Annotated in this window: 14 protein-coding genes and 1 pseudogene; 9 read left to right on the forward strand and 6 right to left on the reverse strand. The window is 31.0% G+C overall.

Annotated features, from left to right (window positions below):
• Positions 1 to 319: pseudogene (locus tag OF376_RS01895) on the reverse strand (hypothetical protein); the annotation flags it as partial.
• Between the two features lie 193 nt (positions 320 to 512).
• Between OF376_RS01895 and OF376_RS01900 the strand changes: the two are divergent.
• Positions 513 to 2,591: a hypothetical protein gene (locus tag OF376_RS01900; RefSeq protein WP_263821833.1), complete on the forward strand. Its 2,079-nt coding sequence runs from the start codon at positions 513 to 515 to the stop codon at positions 2,589 to 2,591.
• 59 nt (positions 2,592 to 2,650) lie between these two features.
• Here the strand turns inward: OF376_RS01900 and OF376_RS01905 are convergent, their stop codons facing one another.
• The 5 genes from OF376_RS01905 to def are packed head-to-tail and all read right to left on the reverse strand — an operon-like array spanning position 2,651 to position 10,047.
• Positions 2,651 to 3,271 carry a ribonuclease HII gene (locus OF376_RS01905; protein WP_263821834.1) on the reverse strand — a complete coding sequence of 207 codons (621 nt, stop codon included), beginning with the start codon at positions 3,269 to 3,271 and terminating at the stop codon, positions 2,651 to 2,653.
• Positions 3,272 to 3,277: 6 nt separating this feature from the next.
• Entirely contained in the window at positions 3,278 to 5,086 is a 1,809-nt protein-coding gene (gene pepF, locus OF376_RS01910) for an oligoendopeptidase F (RefSeq protein WP_263821835.1), read from the reverse strand.
• Between the two features lie 12 nt (positions 5,087 to 5,098).
• Entirely contained in the window at positions 5,099 to 7,510 is a 2,412-nt protein-coding gene (gene parC / locus OF376_RS01915) for a DNA topoisomerase IV subunit A (protein WP_263821836.1), read from the reverse strand.
• Between the two features lie 3 nt (positions 7,511 to 7,513).
• Entirely contained in the window at positions 7,514 to 9,442 is a 1,929-nt protein-coding gene (locus OF376_RS01920) for a DNA gyrase/topoisomerase IV subunit B (RefSeq protein WP_263821837.1), read from the reverse strand.
• 2 nt (positions 9,443 to 9,444) lie between these two features.
• A complete protein-coding gene (def, locus tag OF376_RS01925; protein WP_263821838.1) occupies positions 9,445 to 10,047 on the reverse strand; it encodes a peptide deformylase in 603 nt (200 codons plus the stop codon).
• 288 nt (positions 10,048 to 10,335) lie between these two features.
• Between def and OF376_RS01930 the strand changes: the two genes are divergently transcribed.
• The 8 genes from OF376_RS01930 (at position 10,336) to OF376_RS01965 (ending at position 21,453) form a co-directional block, all read left to right on the forward strand.
• Positions 10,336 to 11,067 carry a hypothetical protein gene (locus OF376_RS01930; protein WP_263821839.1) on the forward strand — a complete coding sequence of 244 codons (732 nt, stop codon included), beginning with the start codon at positions 10,336 to 10,338 and terminating at the stop codon, positions 11,065 to 11,067.
• Positions 11,068 to 11,149: 82 nt separating this feature from the next.
• Positions 11,150 to 12,511: an asparagine--tRNA ligase gene (gene asnS, locus OF376_RS01935; RefSeq protein ID WP_263821840.1), complete on the forward strand. Its 1,362-nt coding sequence runs from the start codon at positions 11,150 to 11,152 to the stop codon at positions 12,509 to 12,511.
• Entirely contained in the window at positions 12,492 to 13,142 is a 651-nt protein-coding gene (gene pgsA / locus OF376_RS01940) for a CDP-diacylglycerol--glycerol-3-phosphate 3-phosphatidyltransferase (protein ID WP_263821841.1), read from the forward strand. Before asnS ends, pgsA begins: the two co-directional genes overlap by 20 nt.
• Positions 13,143 to 13,180: 38 nt before the next feature.
• Entirely contained in the window at positions 13,181 to 14,161 is a 981-nt protein-coding gene (locus tag OF376_RS01945) for an aspartate--ammonia ligase (protein ID WP_263821842.1), read from the forward strand.
• An 18-nt stretch (positions 14,162 to 14,179) separates the two neighbouring features.
• On the forward strand, positions 14,180 to 15,610 hold the full coding sequence (locus OF376_RS01950; protein ID WP_263821843.1) for an aldehyde dehydrogenase family protein: 1,431 nt from the start codon (positions 14,180 to 14,182) through the stop codon (positions 15,608 to 15,610).
• Positions 15,610 to 16,404, forward strand: a complete 795-nt coding sequence (locus OF376_RS01955) for a hypothetical protein (RefSeq protein ID WP_263821844.1) — start codon at positions 15,610 to 15,612, stop codon at positions 16,402 to 16,404. Before OF376_RS01950 ends, OF376_RS01955 begins: the two co-directional genes overlap by 1 nt.
• A gap of 300 nt (positions 16,405 to 16,704) precedes the next feature.
• A complete protein-coding gene (locus OF376_RS01960; protein WP_263821845.1) occupies positions 16,705 to 20,067 on the forward strand; it encodes a hypothetical protein in 3,363 nt (1,120 codons plus the stop codon).
• Positions 20,068 to 20,541: 474 nt separating this feature from the next.
• Complete coding sequence (locus OF376_RS01965) at positions 20,542 to 21,453, forward strand: hypothetical protein (protein WP_263821846.1); 912 nt, start codon at positions 20,542 to 20,544, stop codon at positions 21,451 to 21,453.
• The last annotated feature ends 252 nt before the right edge of the window (positions 21,454 to 21,705 follow it).

Genomic DNA, 21,705 nt, shown 5'->3' on the forward strand with positions numbered 1-21,705 from the left:
CTATGAGAACTAAGTTCTTTAAAGCATCATAGTTCTCACCAATGATTAAGGTATTCTCATTGTCTATTGTGTTAGTAAATGATCTTTTAGCATCATATTCTAGAACACTCACAGCTTGCGAATCAATGCTTGGTGCTACATCAAAAACAAAACCGACATTAACACGTTGGGTTACAAATTTAAAAACGTCTAATAGTTCACTTTCATTCTCTATTTGATTAATAATCTTAATCGCTAATTTTTTCTGTTCACGGTTAAAAACCGTATCTAAAATACTATTGATTTTTTCAATGTATTGTTGTTTCAACTCTTTTAACATATCTACTCCCTATATTTATACTCTAAATAATATTTTAATATATTAAATTTACTAAAGAATTATTTGTGACTTTTTAGTGTCTTTTCGTTCGATTTATGAGTTTTAATAACGACAAAGTGGTTAATATAGTTGCATTTTTTCGTTTTTTTATTAAAATATATCAAGTGTAAATTTTATATCTAGGAGAATAAAGATGAAAAAACGATTAATTAAATTTTGATTAGCCCCCATTTTAATTGGTGCAACAGTGTTAGTAGCTGCTTGCAAAGCAACTAATACGACTAATGAAAAACCAACTGAACAACCAAAAGAATCGCCAATTGATCAGTCTAATACAAACCCTCAACCAAATGAAATTGATTCAACACAGACAGATGATACACAACACGATTCACCATCAACTGATCAAACAAAGCCTATAGATGATCATCAAACCGACTCTAATTCGTCTGCAAAGCAAGAAGAGCATGTAGATTCAACAGACAACACTAATCCTAAAAACAATGATACGAATACCCATACAAACGATCAAACCGAAACGCCCCACAATGAGGATTTAACCAGTAATGAAGATCAAGTCTTAAAAAGTACTCAAAATAAATTCCTGGAAATTAAAAACAAAATGCGCCAATTTAATGCGAAGAAATTACAAATGCCATATTTTGTCTTTTTTAGCAAAAATAATATGATGGATGGAGAAAATCAAAATCAAGGTAGTTGATTAGATGATATGCAAGCATTGATTGATGATTTAAAGGTTATAACTAAAGAAAATTATCAGTCAGATAGTTTTCACCAATTAGTTAGTATTTTCGACCGTATCGAAAAACAATTTGATGAACAAGAGGCACGTGAAAGTGCTCCCACAATAACATTTGAAACTAAACCAACACCCCAAGAAGCACACACGGAATTATTAAGAGCCATCACTTCACTTAAAAAACAACATTTCTTTACAGAAAAGTATGACACAAATGAAAAAGCAATTAATATACAAGCCTTTTATGATGATTATACAAATTTAATTGCACACCAGTATTATAAATACCCTTACTTATCAATCGGTTCAACAGCCACTGTGATGTTTAAAGATGTCAATGATAATTTAATGAGTTTTTCAGCTACTAATAATCAATTAAATGATCAAGCTAAACAAGCTATGATAACATATGTAAAAAATGCTTTAGATTTACTTGAAGAACACATGAGTGTTTATGAAAAAGTATTTGTCTTAACACGATACGTAACCGACCAGTTAAATTACATGAACAATTCCAATGGTTTAAACGACGCTTATCTTCGTCATGCTGGTGTTTGTAAAGAATATGTTGAACAAGCCGCTCTTTTATATTCTATGGCCAATCTAGACTTTCGCATCATTACAGGCGAGCAACATACTTTCTTTGCCTTTAAAAACCAAGATAATCAATGATTTATAACTGATCCAACCCATTTAGACCAACGTCCAATTGATGTTGATTATCCAATTGTATACCAAGGTAATGCTCAATTAATCGCGCAAATGAGCGAGATGTTCAAAAACCAAAGACATATTACATGAGATCCATTGATTAATGGTTTAGATTCTCAGAAATATTTATCAGACATTAATCAATCCAATATGATAGATGAGCAAACTAGTGCCCACTCATTTGTCAAACAAATTGATCCGCAAACAGAATCCAACTACCATTACTACAATCATAAATTTTATTTAATAAAAGATCACATTTTAGCTAGTTTTAAAGCTGCAAATAAAAACGAAACACTGAATGCTTTAGTTAACCAAACATTCAATGATCAATTTACAAAAACAATAGCTGATGTTAAATTTGCTAATCTTATGGCTGGTTATAAAAACCACCTTTATGTTATTGGAACTAAAAATCAACAAACCCAAATTTATGATATTAATTTAGATGATTATAGTGTTAATGTATTAAACACATTAATAAGCAATGAAGCAGAAGATTTAACTTACTCATTTACTAATGATGAAATTATTTTACATATAAATAATGCACAAACCATCAAGATTAACAAACCCAATGACTACCAATTCAACGATGATGTCTACAATTTAAATAAACGCTTAAAATTAGCTTTCTTGGTCTTTGGATTATATTATGATCCTACAACACAACAAGGTGCTGAGCTATTAGTCAAATTAAATTACATTGAACAATTAATAGCAGATGAAAACGCTAATTTAAGAGTAATCAAACAATCACTTGAAGACATTGAAGCGCAATTACAATCAACGCGGGCATAATTTAACAAATAAATAACTATTTTAAGACAAACAAAAAGATGACGCATCGTCATCTTTTTTTATTTGCTCATAGGTTGTTTGACTAAACAGGCTTGCACATTTTTATATGACATCCGGTGTACATCAGAGATAACACCGTGCTCTTTTATGGCTTGAATGTGTTTTTGGGTCACATAGCCTTTGTGTTGGTCGAAACCATAAGCAGGATATGTGGTATGTAGATCAATCATGTAATTATCACGAATTACTTTGGCCATAATAGATGCAGCTGCAATTGAAATACTTAGATTATCACCATGAATCAAATTAATCTGGGGGATATTTGTTTGAATCGGTTCGAAGTCGGTTAAGACTAAATCAATTTTGATTTTTTGCGCAAGAGCGATGACACAACGTTGCATCCCTATTTGACTAGCTTTTTTCGGATTTAGAGCATCGACTTCTTGAGCGCTGATGAATTCATAATGATAAAAAAGGGCATCACGTTGAATAATTGTAAATAGTTCAGCACGTTGCTTGGGGGTGAGACGTTTTGAATCAACAATTTGTGGATGCGTATAATTTTGTGGCAAAATAACCGCGCAAACAACTAATGGTCCAGCACAACATCCACGACCAACTTCGTCCACACCTAAAATAATGGGATGATCAGTTCAATATTGTTTTTCAAAATCAAGCATCTATAACTATTTAGTTAACTCTTTAATTAATGTTTGGTATTCATCAATTCATTCGTTAACAATGCTAATTCCTTCTGATCATGTTTTTGAATCTAATAGATCAACATTTAATAATTTGATAGTTTCTAAAGGTGATTTTGAACCACCGCTCTTCAAGAAGGCGAATAAGTAGTCAACGTTTTTATGATCTTTATAAATTCGATCTCCTGCTAATAAGGCGCAAATTTGACCAATAGCATATTTATAAACATAGAAATTACCAGCATAGAAGTGTGGGATCCGTAAAGGAGTCACGTTAACTAGATTATAAAGCACATCTTTTTCATCATACATTTCTTTACCAGCATACTCATGATTTAATTGGGCGTATGTTTTTAAGATCATGTCTTCAGTAAAGGCTTCATTGTTATTAATTTTTTCGTTTGCAATTCATTCGAAATTAGAGAAAACAATTTGCCGAGTTGTCGTCCCAATGAAACCAGAAATCATTTCATCTAAAATCAATAAACGCATCTTCTTATCATCTTTGTATTTTTGTAATAAGTAGTAGTTTAATAACACTTCGTTAATTACTGAAGCGATTTCCGCATAAAAAATCTTGTATTCGCTAAAAATTGGTTGGTTTAAATTAGCGTACATAGAGTGCATTGAGTGTCCTAATTCGTGCACAATGGTTTGCACACTTTCGATAGAATAATCAAAGTTCATTAGGATGTAGTATTTATCAACACCTCTAATGCCACCGATTGAATAAGCACCTGAACGTTTTCCTTTATTCGGTAATCAAGAAACTCATTGTTCATCAAAAGCTCTTTGAACAGCTTGAATATAATCATCACCTAAAACTTGTAAAGATTCTAGAGTCATTTTTTTCGCATCTTCTACTGAATACTCTACCCGTTTGTCATAAAGTGTCATTCGTTTATCTCAGACATCTACTTGTAGTTTTTTTAATAAGTGTTGTAAGTATGTGTCACGGGCTTGTTCATAAGCGACAATACTTGGTTTATAGGTCTTAACTTGATTATAAATGAAAGTAATCAATTGTGGATCAACTTCATCTTCGAAAGTAGCTTGGTGAATATAGTCCTTATAATTTTTAGCTTTCGCTCGTTGATTGTATGCTAAGTAATTGAAATACAGCATTTTTGTCAAGCTAGCTTTATTTTTAACATAAGCATTATGCAAGCTGAAATACGCTTGTTTACGTAAACATTCGTCTTCTGATTTTAAATATTTAAAGCAGTCAGCTTCACTATTAATTTCGTATTTTTGGTTGTTTTTATCAAAAATCGGTTCGAAAACCATATCGTTATTTGTAAAAGTACTATAAATATCATCAAACCCTGTTGTCATTCGATCCATTAAATTAAAAAGTTGGGTACTTTTTTTATCTAATGTGTGGTTTTTATAACGTCAAATTTGTTCGTAACGAGGTGTATAAGCGCTTAATTCACCTTGCAAGTATGAACGAATTAATTGTTCGTTATCTAGCACAATTTCATTAAAATCAGCTAGAGCGTTATGTCAGTCAAATAAAAGATTGCTGACTTTTTGGTTTCATTCGTTAAAATAAGCATCAGCCACATTTGTATTTAAATGATTGTGTACATAATTGTATAATCGGTTAGTTTGTTTTTCTTGTTCATCCTCTAAGTTAATTCATTTTTTAAAATCCTCTTTTGATTTTAAAAAATTAGGATAATGATTTAGCATTTGGTTTTTTAAATCAATGACTTGCTCATAAACCTCTTCTAAAGTATGGTTTTGTAATAAATCTTCTAGATTTCATTCATATAATTGGTTTTTATTCATAATTGGCTCCTTTTATTTTTCTTCTTGGTTGATATAAGTATTAGTGTAAATACTCTTAATTCCATAATCGTTTTTTACAAAACGATTATCGATTTCTTTATGTACATATTGTAATTTTGTACATACTAATTCTTCGTTGTTCATCTTTAAATTAAAGATCATTGACTCATTAAATAAAACGGCGTTAGTTAAAACAATTTGTTTTTTTGTAGGATTTAAATTAAGACCTTTTAAACCACGTTTTGAAGGGCTTAAATCCTTCACTTTAATCATTTTATTTCATTCATCATTAAACATTCATAAATATGGTGTTTGGGACGTAATTAAATGCGCAGCAATTAAATAATCATCATCACTTAAACCCATTACTTTCATACCGATAGCGTTTTTATTTGCTTGGTTAATTTCCTTAACATCAAAAACTAAGGCCTTGGCTTGACTTGATAAGCAAAGTACTTGTGATGCTTCATCATGCACGATTTGGGCTGCGATTAATTCATCATCATCTTGTAATTTAATAACTTTAGTGTCTTTAATTTTATTTTTTTCGAAGTTATTAAATTCTTCGAGACTTAAAAGTTTACCTTTATTATTTTTCGTAATTAATAGTCATTGGTCAGTAAAAATCATTTGTTCATACACAAAAACAGCGATAATCTTCTCGTGTAAATTTCAGGTACAAAAATCATTTAAATGCATCCCAACATCTTTTCATTTAAAATTATTAATCTTATTAACAGGTAAATAGATTAAACGACCCGCCGAAGTAATGAAGACTAAATGAGCGTAGTTTGATAAATATAAATGAGCAATTAAATTATCATTTTCTTTTAATCCTACATCGACATAATTATTCGTTTGAAATGATTTTGAACTAATAGCTTTAATATACCCATTAGCGGAGATTGTCACATGTAAATCAGTTTCTTCAAGCATTTGCATTTCATCAATCTTAATGTTGCAGTCTTCGACCATCAAACTTGATTTGCGTTTATAGCCAAAGGTTTTTTTGTATTCTTGATATAAGCTGACAAGATAATCGTTCATAATCTGTGGATTTTCTAAACGATTCATTAATAGCGTTTGTTGAGCTAATAAGTTATTATATTCTTCTTGCAATGATAATAAATCTGTTTGTGTTAAACGGTATAAACGCATCATCACAATGGCTTCTGCTTGGTTTTCACTAAAAGCAAAACGTTTAATTAAATTAATAGCCGCGTCAGTTTTATTTTTTGATGCTCGAATAATTTTAATGATTTCATCAATTACATCTAAAGCTTTAATGAGACCTAAAACGATTTCCATACGTTTATTAATTTTATTTAAATTAAACTGGTCGACCTTAGTCAAGATTTCTAAAGAGTGTTCGATAAATGCTTGACAATATAAATCCAGATTAAAGACAATCGGTGCTCTATTATAAATCGCCACCATTTTCGTGTGGTAGGTAATTTGTAAATTTGTTTTTTTAAATAAATATGAGATCAAGTTATTTAAATCAACATCTTTTTTAACATCAATAACGATGCAAATTCCATGTGCATCAGATTCATCGCGAATTTCTAAGATACCATAAACTTGTTGATCATAAATCATTTGGTCAATACTTTTAATAATTTCAGCCTTATTTGTTTCATAAGGAATTTGTGTAATAATCAATTGATTAATTTTATTTAAATCGGTTTTTTGTTCAATCCGAGCACGTACAATAAATTTACCGATACCAGTACTTAACGCTTTTTTACATTCATCTAGTTGATAAATTAAACCACCAGTTGGGAAATCGGGTGCTGGGAGAATTTTTAACAATTGAGTTTCAGAGGCTTGTGGATGTTTGATTTTGTAAATCAAACAATCAAACACTTCATTTGGGTTGTGAGGTGGAATATTTGTTGTATAACCACTCGCAATCCCGGTTGCACCATTGATTAATAAGTTAGGGAACAATGTTGGTAAAATAACTGGTTCTTGTTCTGAATCATCGAAGTTATAAGCAAAATTAACTGTTTTTTTGTCAAGGTGTTCAAGCATTAAATCAGCTACTTTGGCTAACCGAGTTTCAGTATACCGCATAGCAGCTGCATTATCTCCATCGATTGACCCTTTATTCCCGTGCATATCTAATAAGCAAAGGTTATTTTTTCAATCTTGACTCATGCGGACCATTGCTTCATAAATCGAAGAGTCACCATGAGGGTGGTATTTACCAATTACTTCCCCCACAGTCCGCGCTGATTTTTTATAGGCCTGAGTTGATGTAATATTTAAATCATACATGGCATACAAAATTCGTCGTTGCACTGGTTTTAAACCATCACGTAAATCAGGTAAAGCTCGATCTTGAATAATGTACTTGGCGTATTTTTTATAACTTTCTGATACGACTAAAGAAAGGTTTTGCGCAATAATGTTATTAGCCATACCCTAATTCTCCTCTGCTGTAATGATGTCTTCATCGTTACTAAAATCAATATTTTCATCAATTCATTGTTTTCTAATTTCGGTGTCTTCACCCATTAAAATATTTATTTGTTGGTGCACAGCTAAATAATCTTCAATACCGACTTGTCACATCACCCGGTTATTCGGATTCATTGTCGTGTTATATAACTGGTCAGCATTCATTTCCCCAAGCCCTTTATAACGTTGAATCTCATAGTTTTTACATGTTTGTTTTAATGCTTTTAAATCTTTATCATCATAAGCATAATGAACTTCTTTATTGTTTTTATTAACAAATTTATACAGTGGCGGTTGAGCAATATAAATATGTCCTTTTTCAATTAAAGGTTTTAAATATTTATAAAACAGCGTTAAAAGCAAGACTTGAATATGCGAACCATCCACATCGGCATCGGTCATAATAATAACTTTATGATATTTCAGTTTTTTAATATCAAAATCCTTATCAATCCCCGTCCCTAAAGCTCTAAAAATAGAAGCGATTTCCTCGTTTTTAATAACATTTGTAATATTTGATTTTAAAACGTTAATGACTTTTCCACGTAAAGGTAAAATAGCTTGATGTTTTTTATTACGTCCTAATTTAGCTGAACCACCAGCTGAATCCCCTTCGACAATAAAAAGTTCGTTTAATTCAGGGTTCTTGGATTGAGCTGGTGTTAATTTACCCCCCATGCCAATTTCTTTACTAATACTTTTTTGTGTTTTCTTAATATCACGAGCTTTTTTGGCCGCTAATTTTGCCTCTTTAATATTTTGCGCGTTTTGTAAAATTTGCAGTGCATAATCAGCGTGCGAATTTAACCAAAAAACAAAATTATTCATTAAAACTTCTTGCACAACACTAATAACTTCAGGTGTCGATAGTTTATTTTTTGTTTGTCCTTCAAAAGCGATTAATGATTCAGGAACTCAGACACTAATAACAGCAATTAACCCCTCTAAAAGTTCATCTTCACTAAAACCTTTATCTGCAGCTTTTAGAATTTTTTTATTTTTTGCATATTCGTTTAAAATGTTGACTAAGGTATTTTTAAAACTAGTCGCATGCACCCCGCCATCCACTGTATTAATCGCGTTTGCAAACGAGTTTAAAATATATTGCGAAGATTGGTTAAAACTAAAACCTAAGTCGACAATAATATTGTTTTTTTCGTGGTTAAAATAAATTGTTTCACCTAAGTTTTTAGTTTTAGCACTTAGATCATTAACATAATCAATAACATTATTAGGGTAATAAAAATGGATTTTTTCCTTATTAATTTCATTGATAAAAGTAATCTTTAAACCTTTAATTAAATAAGCCTTTTGTTGCAAACGATTTTTAATTGTTTGAGGATTAAAATTCAGGTTTTTAAAAATCTTTTTGTCGGGCATGAAGTGAATATTCGTCCCTTTTTGATTCGTTTCACCGACAACTTTTAATGATTGTTTAGTTTTTCCACCATCGACAAATTGTGCCTCATAAATTTGGTTATCTTTATGTACTTGACATATTAAAAAAGATGAAAGAGCATTGACTACAGCAGCTCCTACCCCGTGTAAACCACCAGCGTTTTTATAAGTGTCTTCGTCGAATTTAGCACCTGCATGTAAATAAGTAAAAATTGTTTCAATAGTTGAACGTCGAGTCTTCTGGTTAATACCAGTAGGAATTCCACGCCCATCATCAAAAACACTTAAAGAAAAATCATGGTGTAATGTTACTAATAGGTTTTTTCCAAAACCATTACTAATTTCATCAATCCCATTATCAATAATTTCTCATGCTAAATGATGCAAACCATTAATGTTTGTGTCCCCGATATACATACCAGGACGCATACGTACACCTTCGAGTCCTTCTAATACTTGAACACTTTGGTCATCGTAAATCGGTTTATTAGACATAATTATTTACTTCGCCCAATTTGTACTCATTGGGGTTCCTTATAAAATTTATTTGAACTATTAATTCGATCATAGTATAGTCCAGCATTAATGTGGTCTAGTTCATGTTGCATGCAAATCCCCAGAAAGCCACTAAATTTTTCGTGAATCATTTCTTCACGAATTAAATCATAAGCTTTGACTTCGATTCATTCATGGCGAATCACAAATCCTTCCCGGTCTTTGTGAACTGATAAACAGCCTTCACCAGCACTTAAAAAGGCTTTGTTTTCTGAAACACTAATAATTTCCGGATTAATCAGTAAATAGTGATTTTCTTGAATGTCATCATCAAAATGAATATAAACTACACGTTTATTTCATCCAACTTGGTTAGCAGCAATAGCAATCCCTGCTCGAATGTTATATTTTTTAGCTTTATTTAAATAACATTGGTCAATATAATGAACCATTTGTTTAAGTTTATAAATATCTTCCTTATTAAATTCATAACCTTTCATGGGATCAAGAACGGTACGAATAATAGGGTGTTGATCAGAAAATAATCATCCTTGGGTTGGAGCTACTTTTTTCTTTACTAAATCTTGAAATTTAATGTTATACATATAAGCCTTTCTGTAATTGTAATGATGTAAATAATTTAATTATATATTAAGGGAGGCAAAAACAGAAACCCTTAACTATATATTTTGAAATCTATTAGATATCTTAAGTGTTTTTATTTCTTCTTTGAATGAATTTTTTTATCTCGTTACTAATTTTGACGAAAATTATTAACATTTAAGTAAATCATAATTTTTTTAGATTTAATTATTTTACTAAAAAACCATATTTTTACTTACTTTCATATATAATTAAACTATTATAAAATATCGCAAAAAAGGTTGATACTAATGAATACTAAAAATGAATCTAAAATAAAAAGTCCCAGCGATTTACGAAATTTGTATAACGAAACTAATTCCATTCGTAATCGTTTATTAAAAGTTGAATATTGTGGTTGTGAAAAAGATTTAAGTATTCTTGAACACCAAGAACATTTATTGCAAGAAGCAAAAGCAAATGATGCGCTTGCTAATCATGATGGTCGTTTTGAAAATTGTGAAACAAACATTATTACAGCAGAACACCAAACTCTAAATATCGATTTAGATATTCAAACATGTACAAATGATAGTAAACAAGTAGTTATTCAACAAGCCGAACCGATCATTAAAGAAGTTGAAAAAATTGTTTATGTTGACCGTCCGGTAGAAGTTGAAAAAATTGTTATTAAAGAAGTTGAAAAAATTGTGGAAAAAGTGGTCGAAGTTCCTAAAGAAACAATTACTTCTAAAACAGAAAACAAAGAAACAACCCCTGTTGAACCAACAACTCCCAAAACGAAAGCAAAAGGTCCTAGTCAAAAAACTGTTAAATACCGTAAGTTGAAAAATAATGGTATGTCAGAAGCTGGATTACGAATGCTTGAATTATTAAGAGAAACAAGAAAAGACGAAGTTGAAGCTAATGAAAAATACGAAGAAGAACTACGTCGAAAAGAAAAACGTCGTGAAGAACGTCGTTTAGCCCGTTTACAAAAAGCCCAAGAAAAAAAGGCAGCAGAAAGTAAAACAGCTGCTTAGTAAACAGATTCAAAGCAATTAACTTAAGTAAAGCAAAAGGGTTCTTTTGCTTTTACTTTTATAGAAAGATGAGGAAGAAATTATGATAACAAAAATTAAATCTATTCATGAAAATCCGTCGGTTTTTGCTGATCAAAAAATCACTGTAACCGGTTGAGTGCGTTCAAACCGTGTTTCTAAAAAACTAGGTTTCTTAGTCATTAATGACGGTTCTGATTTTTCAAATATCCAAGTTGTTTATAAAGCTAACAACTTAGCTAATTTTGACGAAATTAAAGATGCTCGTATGTGAGCTGCAGTCCAAGTTGTTGGAGAATTAAAATTAACACCTTCGAAACAACAAAGCTTTGAATTAGATGCTCAGGAAATTATTTTACTAAAACAAAGTGATGAAGATTTCTTAATGAATAATAATGATTTAAGTTTAGAAACATTACGAACAAATGCCCATTTACGGATTCGTACTAATACTTTTCATGCCATTATGAAAATTCGTTCAACATTAGCTTTTAGTATCCACCAATTCATGAACCAAAACGATTTTAACTGAGTTGCTGCACCATTATTTACGGGCAATGATGCTGAGGGTGCTGGAGAAACATTTGTACTAAAAACAAATGATAATGAAGAATTCTTTGGTAAACCCACTTTTTTAACAGTTACTGGTCAATTGCAAGCTGAAGCTTATGCTCAAGCTTTAACCAATGTATATACTTTTGGTCCAACATTCAGAGCTGAAAAATCACATACTAATCGTCATTTAGCAGAGTTCTGAATGGTCGAACCAGAAATGGCTTTTGCTGATTTAAGTCAAATGCAAGTCTTAATTGAACAATTAGTTAAATACTGTATTCAACAAGTACTTGAACGTAATCATAAAGAGCTAAGTTTCTTAGCAGACAAAAACGATCCGGATTTAATCAAACGTCTACGGAATGTTGTGCAAAGTGATTTTATTCGTCTGGACTATAAAACAGCCATTGACATTTTACAAAAAGCACAAAATGATGGATATGTTTTTGAAAATAAAGACATCTTCTTTGGGATGGATTTAAATAGTGAACACGAACGTTACTTATGTGAAAAATATGTTTATGGTCCTGTTTTCTTACAAAATTACCCTAAAGAAATCAAAGCTTTCTATATGAAGTTAAATGATGATGAAAAAACAGTAGCTGCGACTGATTTACTAATTCCAGCCATTGGAGAATTAGTCGGTGGATCTCAACGGGAAGCAGACTATGATAAATTATTACAACGTTGTCATGAATTAAAATTAGATGTACCCAACTTACAATGATATTTAGATTTACGTCGATATGGTTATTATATGTCTTCAGGCTTTGGAATCGGGTTTGAACGTTTAGTAATGTATGTAACTGGGGTTGATAACATTAAAGATACAATTCCTTTCCCACGTAGCCATGGACAAATCAACTTTTAAATCACGAGTACACCGTCACTTACCAAACGCCATCACTTTCACTCGTATCTTTTTAGCTTTAATAGCTATTATTTTACTTTTAATCAACATCTATAAACCTGATGAAGCAGGTTATGTTATTAACATTAAAAACGAATTTATGAGTTATGTTAGTGGATACCAAATCGCTGCAGCCATTATTTTTGTTTTCGCTTCTAGTACCGATTGATTAGATGGTTATTTAGCACGTAAATTCCATACTGTCACTAATTTAGGTAAAATTATTGATCCTATCGCTGATAAAATTCTTATTAATGGTGTTGGGGTCCTCTTAGCTATTAATCATAGTCTTTTAGTTTACTTATTAGTTATTAACCTATTACGTGATATCTTATTAGATGCTGTAAGGATTTACGCTGCATCAAAAAACTTTATTATTCATGCCAGCATTTTTGGCAAAATAAAAACGTTTTTATTAATTGCTGGTTTTACTCTTGTGTTCTTTACTTTAGGTCACATATCAAATAGTCAACACTGATTTGTTTACGTAATGAATCTGTTAAACTTCATTGCTGTTTTCTTTAGCGTTTATAGCGCGATTGTTTATCTAATCAATTTTAAAAAAGCCAATAAACGTTCACGTATAAATTAGCTGCAAGGCTAATTTATCTTTTTTTATGAGAGGTGTTTATGAGTAGTCAAACAAGAAAAGCTATTAAGTTAGTTCAAGAACAAATTATGTTCTTAAAAAACCGTTTCCAAAAATACTTTCAAGAGGATTGAAAGATGTTACGGGTTACGGCCCCTTTATTTGTGAAAACATCTTCAGGGTTTAATGATGAGTTAGATGGTGTGCAAAAACCGATTAGTTTTAAAGCTAAAAATATTGATTTAGATTTACAAATTGTTCATTCATTAGCTAAATGAAAGCGTTATGCTCTCAAAGCTTATGAATTTGATATTTATGAGGGTTTATACACTGATATGAACGCCATCAGAGCGCACGATGATGTTGATCATTTGCACAGTATTTATGTTGATCAATGGGATTGAGAAATGCGAATAAAACCAACTGATCGTCATTTAGATTTTTTATATACAATTGTTAATCGACTTTATGATATGTTGCGCCAAATCGAACATGATGTGTGTACTACTTATCAATTGCCACCACAATTACCACCCAAACTATTTTTTATTAGCGCCCAAGCTTTAGAAGATTTATACCCCACAAAAACCCCACAAGAACGTGAGTATTTGATTGTTAAAGAACACAAAGCTGTTTTTATTACCCAAATTGGTTACCCTTTAAAATCACAGCAAATTCATTCAATGCGCAGTCCTTCATATGATGATTGAACATTAAATGGTGATTTAGTTGTTTATCATGCGATTAATGATGAGGCGTTAGAGTTATCATCAATGGGTATTCGTGTCGATGCTCAAACCTATTGTTTACAAACCAACAAACAAGATTTAACAACCTTTGCAAATGAATATGAGCGTTTATTGTTAACTAACGAACTACCATATTGTATTGGTGGTGGTATTGGTCAATCACGTTTATGCATGTTTATTTTGCAAAAACGCCACATTGGCGAAGTTCAGGTTTCTGCTTGAACTGATGAATATATAGAATTATGAAAGAAAAAAGGCGTGCATATTTTATAATCACGCAAAGGAGAAATTATGCTGCAACCAAAACTTTTAATTAATGGTCAATTAATCACTACCAACGATTTTGTACCTGTTATTAATCCCACAACAAACGCCATCATTGCCCAAGTGCCCCAAATTAATGAACCAGATGCGATCAATGAAGTTTTTTATCAAGCACATCAAGCTTTTTTAACTTATAGTAAAACATCGCTGCAATACCGAATTGATTTACTACAAGCTTTTGCTGATGAAATTAGCAAGCACCAAACTGAATTAGCTGATTTATTAGTGCTTGAAATTGCCAAATCACCAAAAGATAGCTTACAAGAAGTATTACGAACCGTTGAATACATGCATGAAACCATTGCTGTTTATCAAGAAATGGTCAATAACCCTTTAACTTTTAGTCCCAAGGACTTAAAAACTCCAAATAAAAATGCTGTATTTCACCGTGTACCATATGGTGTTGTCTTAGCTATCTCTCCATTTAATTACCCTTTAAATTTACTAATGACTAAATTAGCACCGGCTTTGATCACAGGTAATACTGTTGTTTTTAAACCAGCGACCCAAGGATCATTAATCGGTTTAAAAATTGCTGAATTAGCTCATAAAGTTAATTATCCAAAAGGGGTTATTAACTCACTAATGACCAATGCTCGTCAGAATGGTATTTTATTAGCTTCTAACCCATATGTTCGTGTGATGAATTTTACTGGTTCCGCTAAAGTTGGTCATTTATTAGCTAAGCACACACAAAATGTTCATTTAATTTTAGAATTAGGTGGTAAAGACCCTGCCTTTGTTTTAGATGATGCTGATCTTGATTTAGCTAGTCGAGAAATTATTAAAGGCGCTTTCTCTTATTCAGGGCAAAGATGTACAGCTATTAAGCGTGTCTTGGTTTCTCAAAAAAACCACGATCAATTAGTAATTAAAATGTTAGAACAACTAAAGCAAATCACTGTCGGCTTGCCTCATGAAAACCCTGTTGTCGGACCATTAATCAGTGCTGGTTCACTACAATATAATTTAGATTTAATTGATGATGCCATCGAACATCAAGCAACTATCCTAACTCCTGTTAAATATGAAATAGCTAACAATCTTTTACACCCCGTTTTAATTGATCACGTCAACGCAATGATGCGAGTAGCACACGAAGAACCCTTCGGACCAATTCTGCCAATTCTTGTATATAAGGATTATGATGATGCCATTGAAATGATTAATGCATCAGAATTTGGTTTACAAGCAAGTATTTTCACTCAGGATGAAGTCTTAGCCCAAACTCTAGCGATGCGCATTGAAGCAGGAACTATTAATATTAATAAAGCTTCATCACGTGGCCCTGATATCTTGCCATTTTTAGGTGTTAAAAATTCTGGGTTTGGCGTGCAGGGTGTAAAAGACGCTTTAACCTCAATGACTAATTTAAAAGGCATCGTTTTTAATAAATAATGGCTCAACGTTCTCTTAAAATTTGACGAATATTAGCAATCAGTACTGCTAGCTTAGTGGGCATATCAGCCATTAGTTATCTTGCAGCTAGTTGCCAAGCTAACCAAGATGCACAGGCTTTTTTGAAAAAATATCCATATTCGCACGCTTGATTAGCACCCGATACAACCTTCCCCACGCCCTTTGATGAAGCATGAGCTAAGCACATTTCAACTAAGGATGTAATTGCATACGAAAATATGATTAACCAGTTTATCGTCGCACACGGTTATCATTTACAAAAAGTTATCCAACAAAAAAATGATCTACAAGAGTTAAGTAAACAAATTGATATTCTAGAAGCAAAACGCCAACAAAACCAATACACAGGAAGTGATTTATTACTTTTAGAAAAACTCAAACTGAATAAAGAACTAATCATTTATATAGGTTTGAATTTAGATCATAAACCAGTAGTTAATACAACTACACTAAAAAGTTTTTTAGAATTATACAAAAGTTATACAAGTTTATTAATTAGTAATTTAGATGACGAATTAGCTCAATCCATTCAAGAGATTCAAACACAAACAATTCAAAAAAATCATGATTTAGATCAACAAAGTCAATATATCCGTGACCCAAATGATCGAGCCTTGTTTATTCAAAACCAAATCGCCCAAAATAAAGATGTGGAAAATCTGACGATTAATAACGTTAAAAAACATTTTATGAAAATCGCTAATACATATAAACATCGTTTACAAACTCTAGAAAAAAGTTATCTTGAATACTGATTAAAATCTAATAATTAATTGACTTTTTTAAAAAAGTTTCACAATTCCTAATTATTGTGATATACTAACATTATTATAGAAAAGAGAATTTTAAAGGAATTATGTTAGTTCAACAAAACACGCAACGCTGAATGATTTGTCGCATGGCACGTGCAATTTACTATCATTTTAGTAAATGTTTTGTTTTCAAATAATATGTTGAAAACCATATTATTTAAGTAATTTTAATACCTAACTTATAAAAACAAAACATTTAGTTGAATATCCAATTTCACCAACTAAATGTTTTTTTATATCTTTTAAAAGAAAAGAGGAAATATGAAAAAGAAAAATCTCAAAGCTCTCTGATTTGGCTTAGCTCCATTATTATTGATACCAATCGTTGCAGCTAGTTGCCACAACGGAAACAACAAAGAACAAGATAAACTAAGTTTTAATAAAAAGACTGCAGCTGTTTATAAAATTGATGCACTTTTAAGTCAGTTAATGGACGAACGTTCATTAGAAGGTTTAACACCCGAAGAAAAAATAGCATACCAAGAAGAAGTTGAAGCATTAAATCAACGTTATTTAAGTGTGTTAAACGATATGAATAACGGCAAATTTGATCAGCAAGACGTTGACAATCTAAAAAAAGATATCGATACAAAAGCTTCAAAAGTTATTCATCAAAGTAGCAATCAAAAATATACTAAAGAATTAGAAGAAACATTATATAGTTTGCGAACAGAAATTGCTAACTTAAAAACTGCAAATGAAGCAATGCAAACTCAAAATGATACCTTAGCTGCTGCTAATAAAGCGTTAATTGAAAAACATACTCAAGAAATTGAAGATATGAAACAACAATTAAAAGAAGCAGTGGAAAATGCTGTTGACCCTGATTTAATACCAATTGAAAAAACTAAAACTTCTGCCAAAGCTTTCTTAAAATTATTAAGCGACTTTTTACTAAACGATTTCTTTGTTAAGTTAAAAAAAGATTATCCTGAAACATATAAAAATGATGAATCATTAATTGCGCAAATTGTCCAAAGTTTTGATATTACTAACAAGGATATCGCTAAATTAACAGAAAACAAAAAGAATTTACCAGAATTTGAAAAATTAACCCTGTTCACTATTAAACGGGTAGCTTTAATCTGTCAATATGTTAAACCTGAAGATGGTTCAATTACATTAGATAATCCTAAGAGCGAATATTTTGACACATTATTTGATTGAAGAATCAATGACCTTGACCGTGCCATAACAAGTATAACAAACAAAGCACCTTCAACATTTAAAGGGGCCAATGAAACAGAACAAACTGCTAAAAAACAAGAAATTATTAAACAATTAACAGCTTTACGTGATTCATATAAAACAGCTAAAGGCCAAGCTGATTCATTACAAAAACAAGTTACTTATTTCTCAATTCTAGAAGACGAAGACCACTTTGAAGCGGCGCTATCACAAGATAAACATTATTTCTCTCCTAAATACAACGCTGGTGATGTTCAATTAAGTGAATTCCCTATTCTACAAGAAATTACTGATCAAAAATTCCTAGAACAAGTGTATGATGAATTCAAAGAAATTGCCATCAAATTATCAAACCACTTACGTCAACACGGGAACGAATATATCCGTTCAGTTAAATTCCACAAACTATATGAAAATTATAAAAATAATGTCAACTACATTATTCGTACATTAAACGATAAGCCTTCACTTAAATACTTTAATGAATTGGTTTATAAACAAGATTTAGACAAATTCTTGCGTAAGATGAAAGATATTTATTACGAAGTAACACATATTGATACATCGAAAGAAAAACAAGAATATGAAAACTTTGTTGATTTCCAACTTGCATTAAATAATCCTGATAACTTCTATGGATTCTTCAAGAAAAATGTAATTGATAAACGAAACTCATTAGATCAAGAAGATAATAATCAACGTATTTATATTTATCAACAATTTGCTACAAATATCGATGCTGAATTAAAGACCTTGCGTGACAAACAGCCAAAAACCTTCATGGAAGCCTACGATCGTCTGATTGCTTTCTTATTAATTAAATCACGTGTAGAAATGATTTTACAAATCGTTCAATTATATAGCATAACAGGCGATGATTTAAACGATGAAGCCTTTAAAAATTTAACTAAGTATGATTTAAGTGCTAAATTTGACAAAAGGATTAAAGCTAGCGAACAGATTATCGCTGAATGAGAAGGTGAAAAAGAAGGTATTGACACTTTAGTAAATGGTATTCTATTAGTCCCAACCGATGCAGATTTAGCCGATGAAATAAAATATCGTCTGTTTATTGAAAAAGTTGCAGATAACATGAAGCAAGTTTTAGAAACTTTTGCTACTAATTTTGCTACTGACGGTATTTGAGAATTTGTTTTTGATTCTCCGGACACATTAACTAATTTACTAAAATCATTAAACGAAAAAATAGTGGCTTTAAATTCATCTAAAGAATCAAAAGATTTAGCTACATTAAAAGCTGAGTTTGCCAAAATTAAAGATGAACATCACAACATCATTGTAGCTTTAAACGGAGACGATAATCCATCATATTACGGTGCTTTAAACAAAGCACTTAAACAAGCTATGGCTAGTGATGAGGAAAGTGCTGCAGCTAAAGAGTTATTAGCTAAAGTTCAAACAACATTAACAAATGTTAAATTATCTTCAGAAATAACAACTAAAGAAAATATATCATCTACTTTAAATGAATGAAAGACGAGTTTACAAGCTTTAAAAACTGAACTAGAACAATCAACAGAATACAAGAAACCATTCAAAATCTGTACTTATGCTGAAAATTTCACGTTAAAAACTATGTTCTTAGAAACTATAGAAAATCTGATTGCGAAAATTGATGCCTTGTTACCAACTGTTGAACAAACAGAATTAGAATCATTAAAAACTTCGCTACAATCAATAATCAACGTGGCACAAGAAAGTCTTGCACATTTCGGTAATGAATCAGATGGACAAACTGAACCATTATTTAAAGAACATTTAGAATTAATTGAAAATGAAAAACTTAATCTAGAAGGTTTCATTAGAAGCAAACGAAAAAATGCTAAACTGGCTGTTTTAATCCCAGGGCAAGAGTTATTTGTTCTACTACGTTCATTCCAAAGTCAAGAATTGGCTCATTTAGATCAAATTATGATTCCTGAAAAATACCAAGATAAAGCTTTATTAACAAGTATGCGAAATCCTTTTGTTAATTTAAAAAAATCAAAAGTAGTTAGTGGTGTTTGAAGCCTTAAAGGTGATGATAAAAACATTGATATTTCTGATCCTGATTTAGTGGACAATAAGACTGAAGCAGATTTATATAAAGAATTACGTCTTTTAGAAGATGAATATGCTGCAAGTATTTTACAATTATTAAAGTCAACAGAAGAGACAAAACCTGCTGATTTAGATAATTTCAAGAAAAAACGTGAAGCTTACTATAACTTCTTGAATGATTTACAGGATAATAAAAAAGTTTATCTAGCAAACCATTATGCTCGTTTTAGTGCCGATGTATACGAACGTCCTGAACCATCTGAAAATATGAAGGGTTATACAGCTTATGATTTAGTCAATGACTATGCTACTCTAATCGCAATTAATAACATGATGAAATTCTTGGACGAAGAATTTATTAATCCAAAAAAATAGTTGCATCAATTTATTAAACATCAAACATTAGTTTGGTGTTTTTTTATGTTAAAAATCCTAAACTATAACTAAATAACCAAAAAAAATTTATTGGTGCTAAAAATGTGTTTTCTTATCAAAAAAATAATATGATGTAATTGCTTCCTCTTTAGGAAGTCTCTTTACGTTTCCGGCACAGTGAGGTAGCAATTGAAGCTGTGTGTCGATACGCTGCGCGGTGAACCCACACCAGTCGGATGTTAACACATCGGAACAGCACTTAATTCCGGACCGGGTCTTTGTACACACGGGGTTAGGTAAAGATGCCAGAAGAAAATCACAGCGGAGGCAATATTTTTGTAAAGAGTAATTAAAAACACCACTTTCTTAGTGGTGTTTTTTGTTACCAAAAAAAGAAATCAAAACACATTTATTTTTTAGCATTATATTTTAAAGTTATAATAATACCAATAACTATAAAGGAGTAATTTTATAATGTCATCGGTTACTTATGTTGTTGCCCATACCAAGCAACCTTATGGTGGTTATCTGCCACCTAAACTATGAAAAGAAATCAAAATCCCAAATACACAAGCAATTGATAATACTGATTTAGATAATTTATACGCACCACTAATCGGAATGACTGTCGATTATTTATCGCGTTTCTTTTTAGAAAAAGATACTGAGATAACTAAAGAATTGTTATTATCAAATTCGCAAGAAAATCCGCTAAGAATATCATATCTAGGTTCGTGATCACCATATGCAAAAGCACTTGATTATAGAGAATTATATGATTATGTTATTGACGAGTTATGAGATATAGAAGATATAGATAACAATATTGGTTTAATTTACTTTCTTTCTCAATATGACTCTTTGTATAGATCGAACCAATTGTCGAAAATTAATCCATCACTTTACGATTTAAACATCTCAGAAAGATTTACTCAAATTGATAAATGTGCCAAGCAAGAATATATACAGTTAATTAAGGATAATCTAACACCGAGCCAGAAATCAATTATTAAAGCCATGGCAAAAAATGTTGAAACCTTGTGTGAGTATCTAAAGGATAACTCTGATAATCAGTACGTGGAAATTGGTTTTACGATGCCTGATGCATATACAAGCAAAATCACAACTGGAGACGGTGATTTAATCATTGGTAACTATCTTTGCGATATCAAGGTTTCCAAATATTCCTTCACTTCTAAATATACATTGCAATTATTAATATATTATTTAATGGGTTTAAAAAGTAGTAAAAAAGCAGTGTTTGAAAAGATTAAATATTTAGCCTTATATAATCCGAGAATGAATCTATGCAAAATCATTGATGTATCAACTATTGATAAAAACGTCATTGATGAAGTTAATCTTAAAGTGATTGGGTATAATTAAAATTCTCTAAACAAAATCACACAAACCTTAATACCTGATTTACTTTTTAATTTTTAGTTCTTATATTTACAAAAAAACTATGATTGCCTAATATTAGTATAAAATATCATATTATTACAAAAAATGTGTTTTATCATAATAAAAGTGCTATCAAATAATTGCTTCCTTTTAGGAAGCCTATTTATGAGCGCCTGTACAAAGCAAGATAGCAATTTTTAAACAGCGTGTAAGTACTACACGAGTGAATCAACA

The organism is Ureaplasma miroungigenitalium (assembly GCF_025780085.1).
Lineage (GTDB): Bacteria > Bacillota_I > Bacilli_A > Mycoplasmatales > Mycoplasmoidaceae > Ureaplasma > Ureaplasma miroungigenitalium.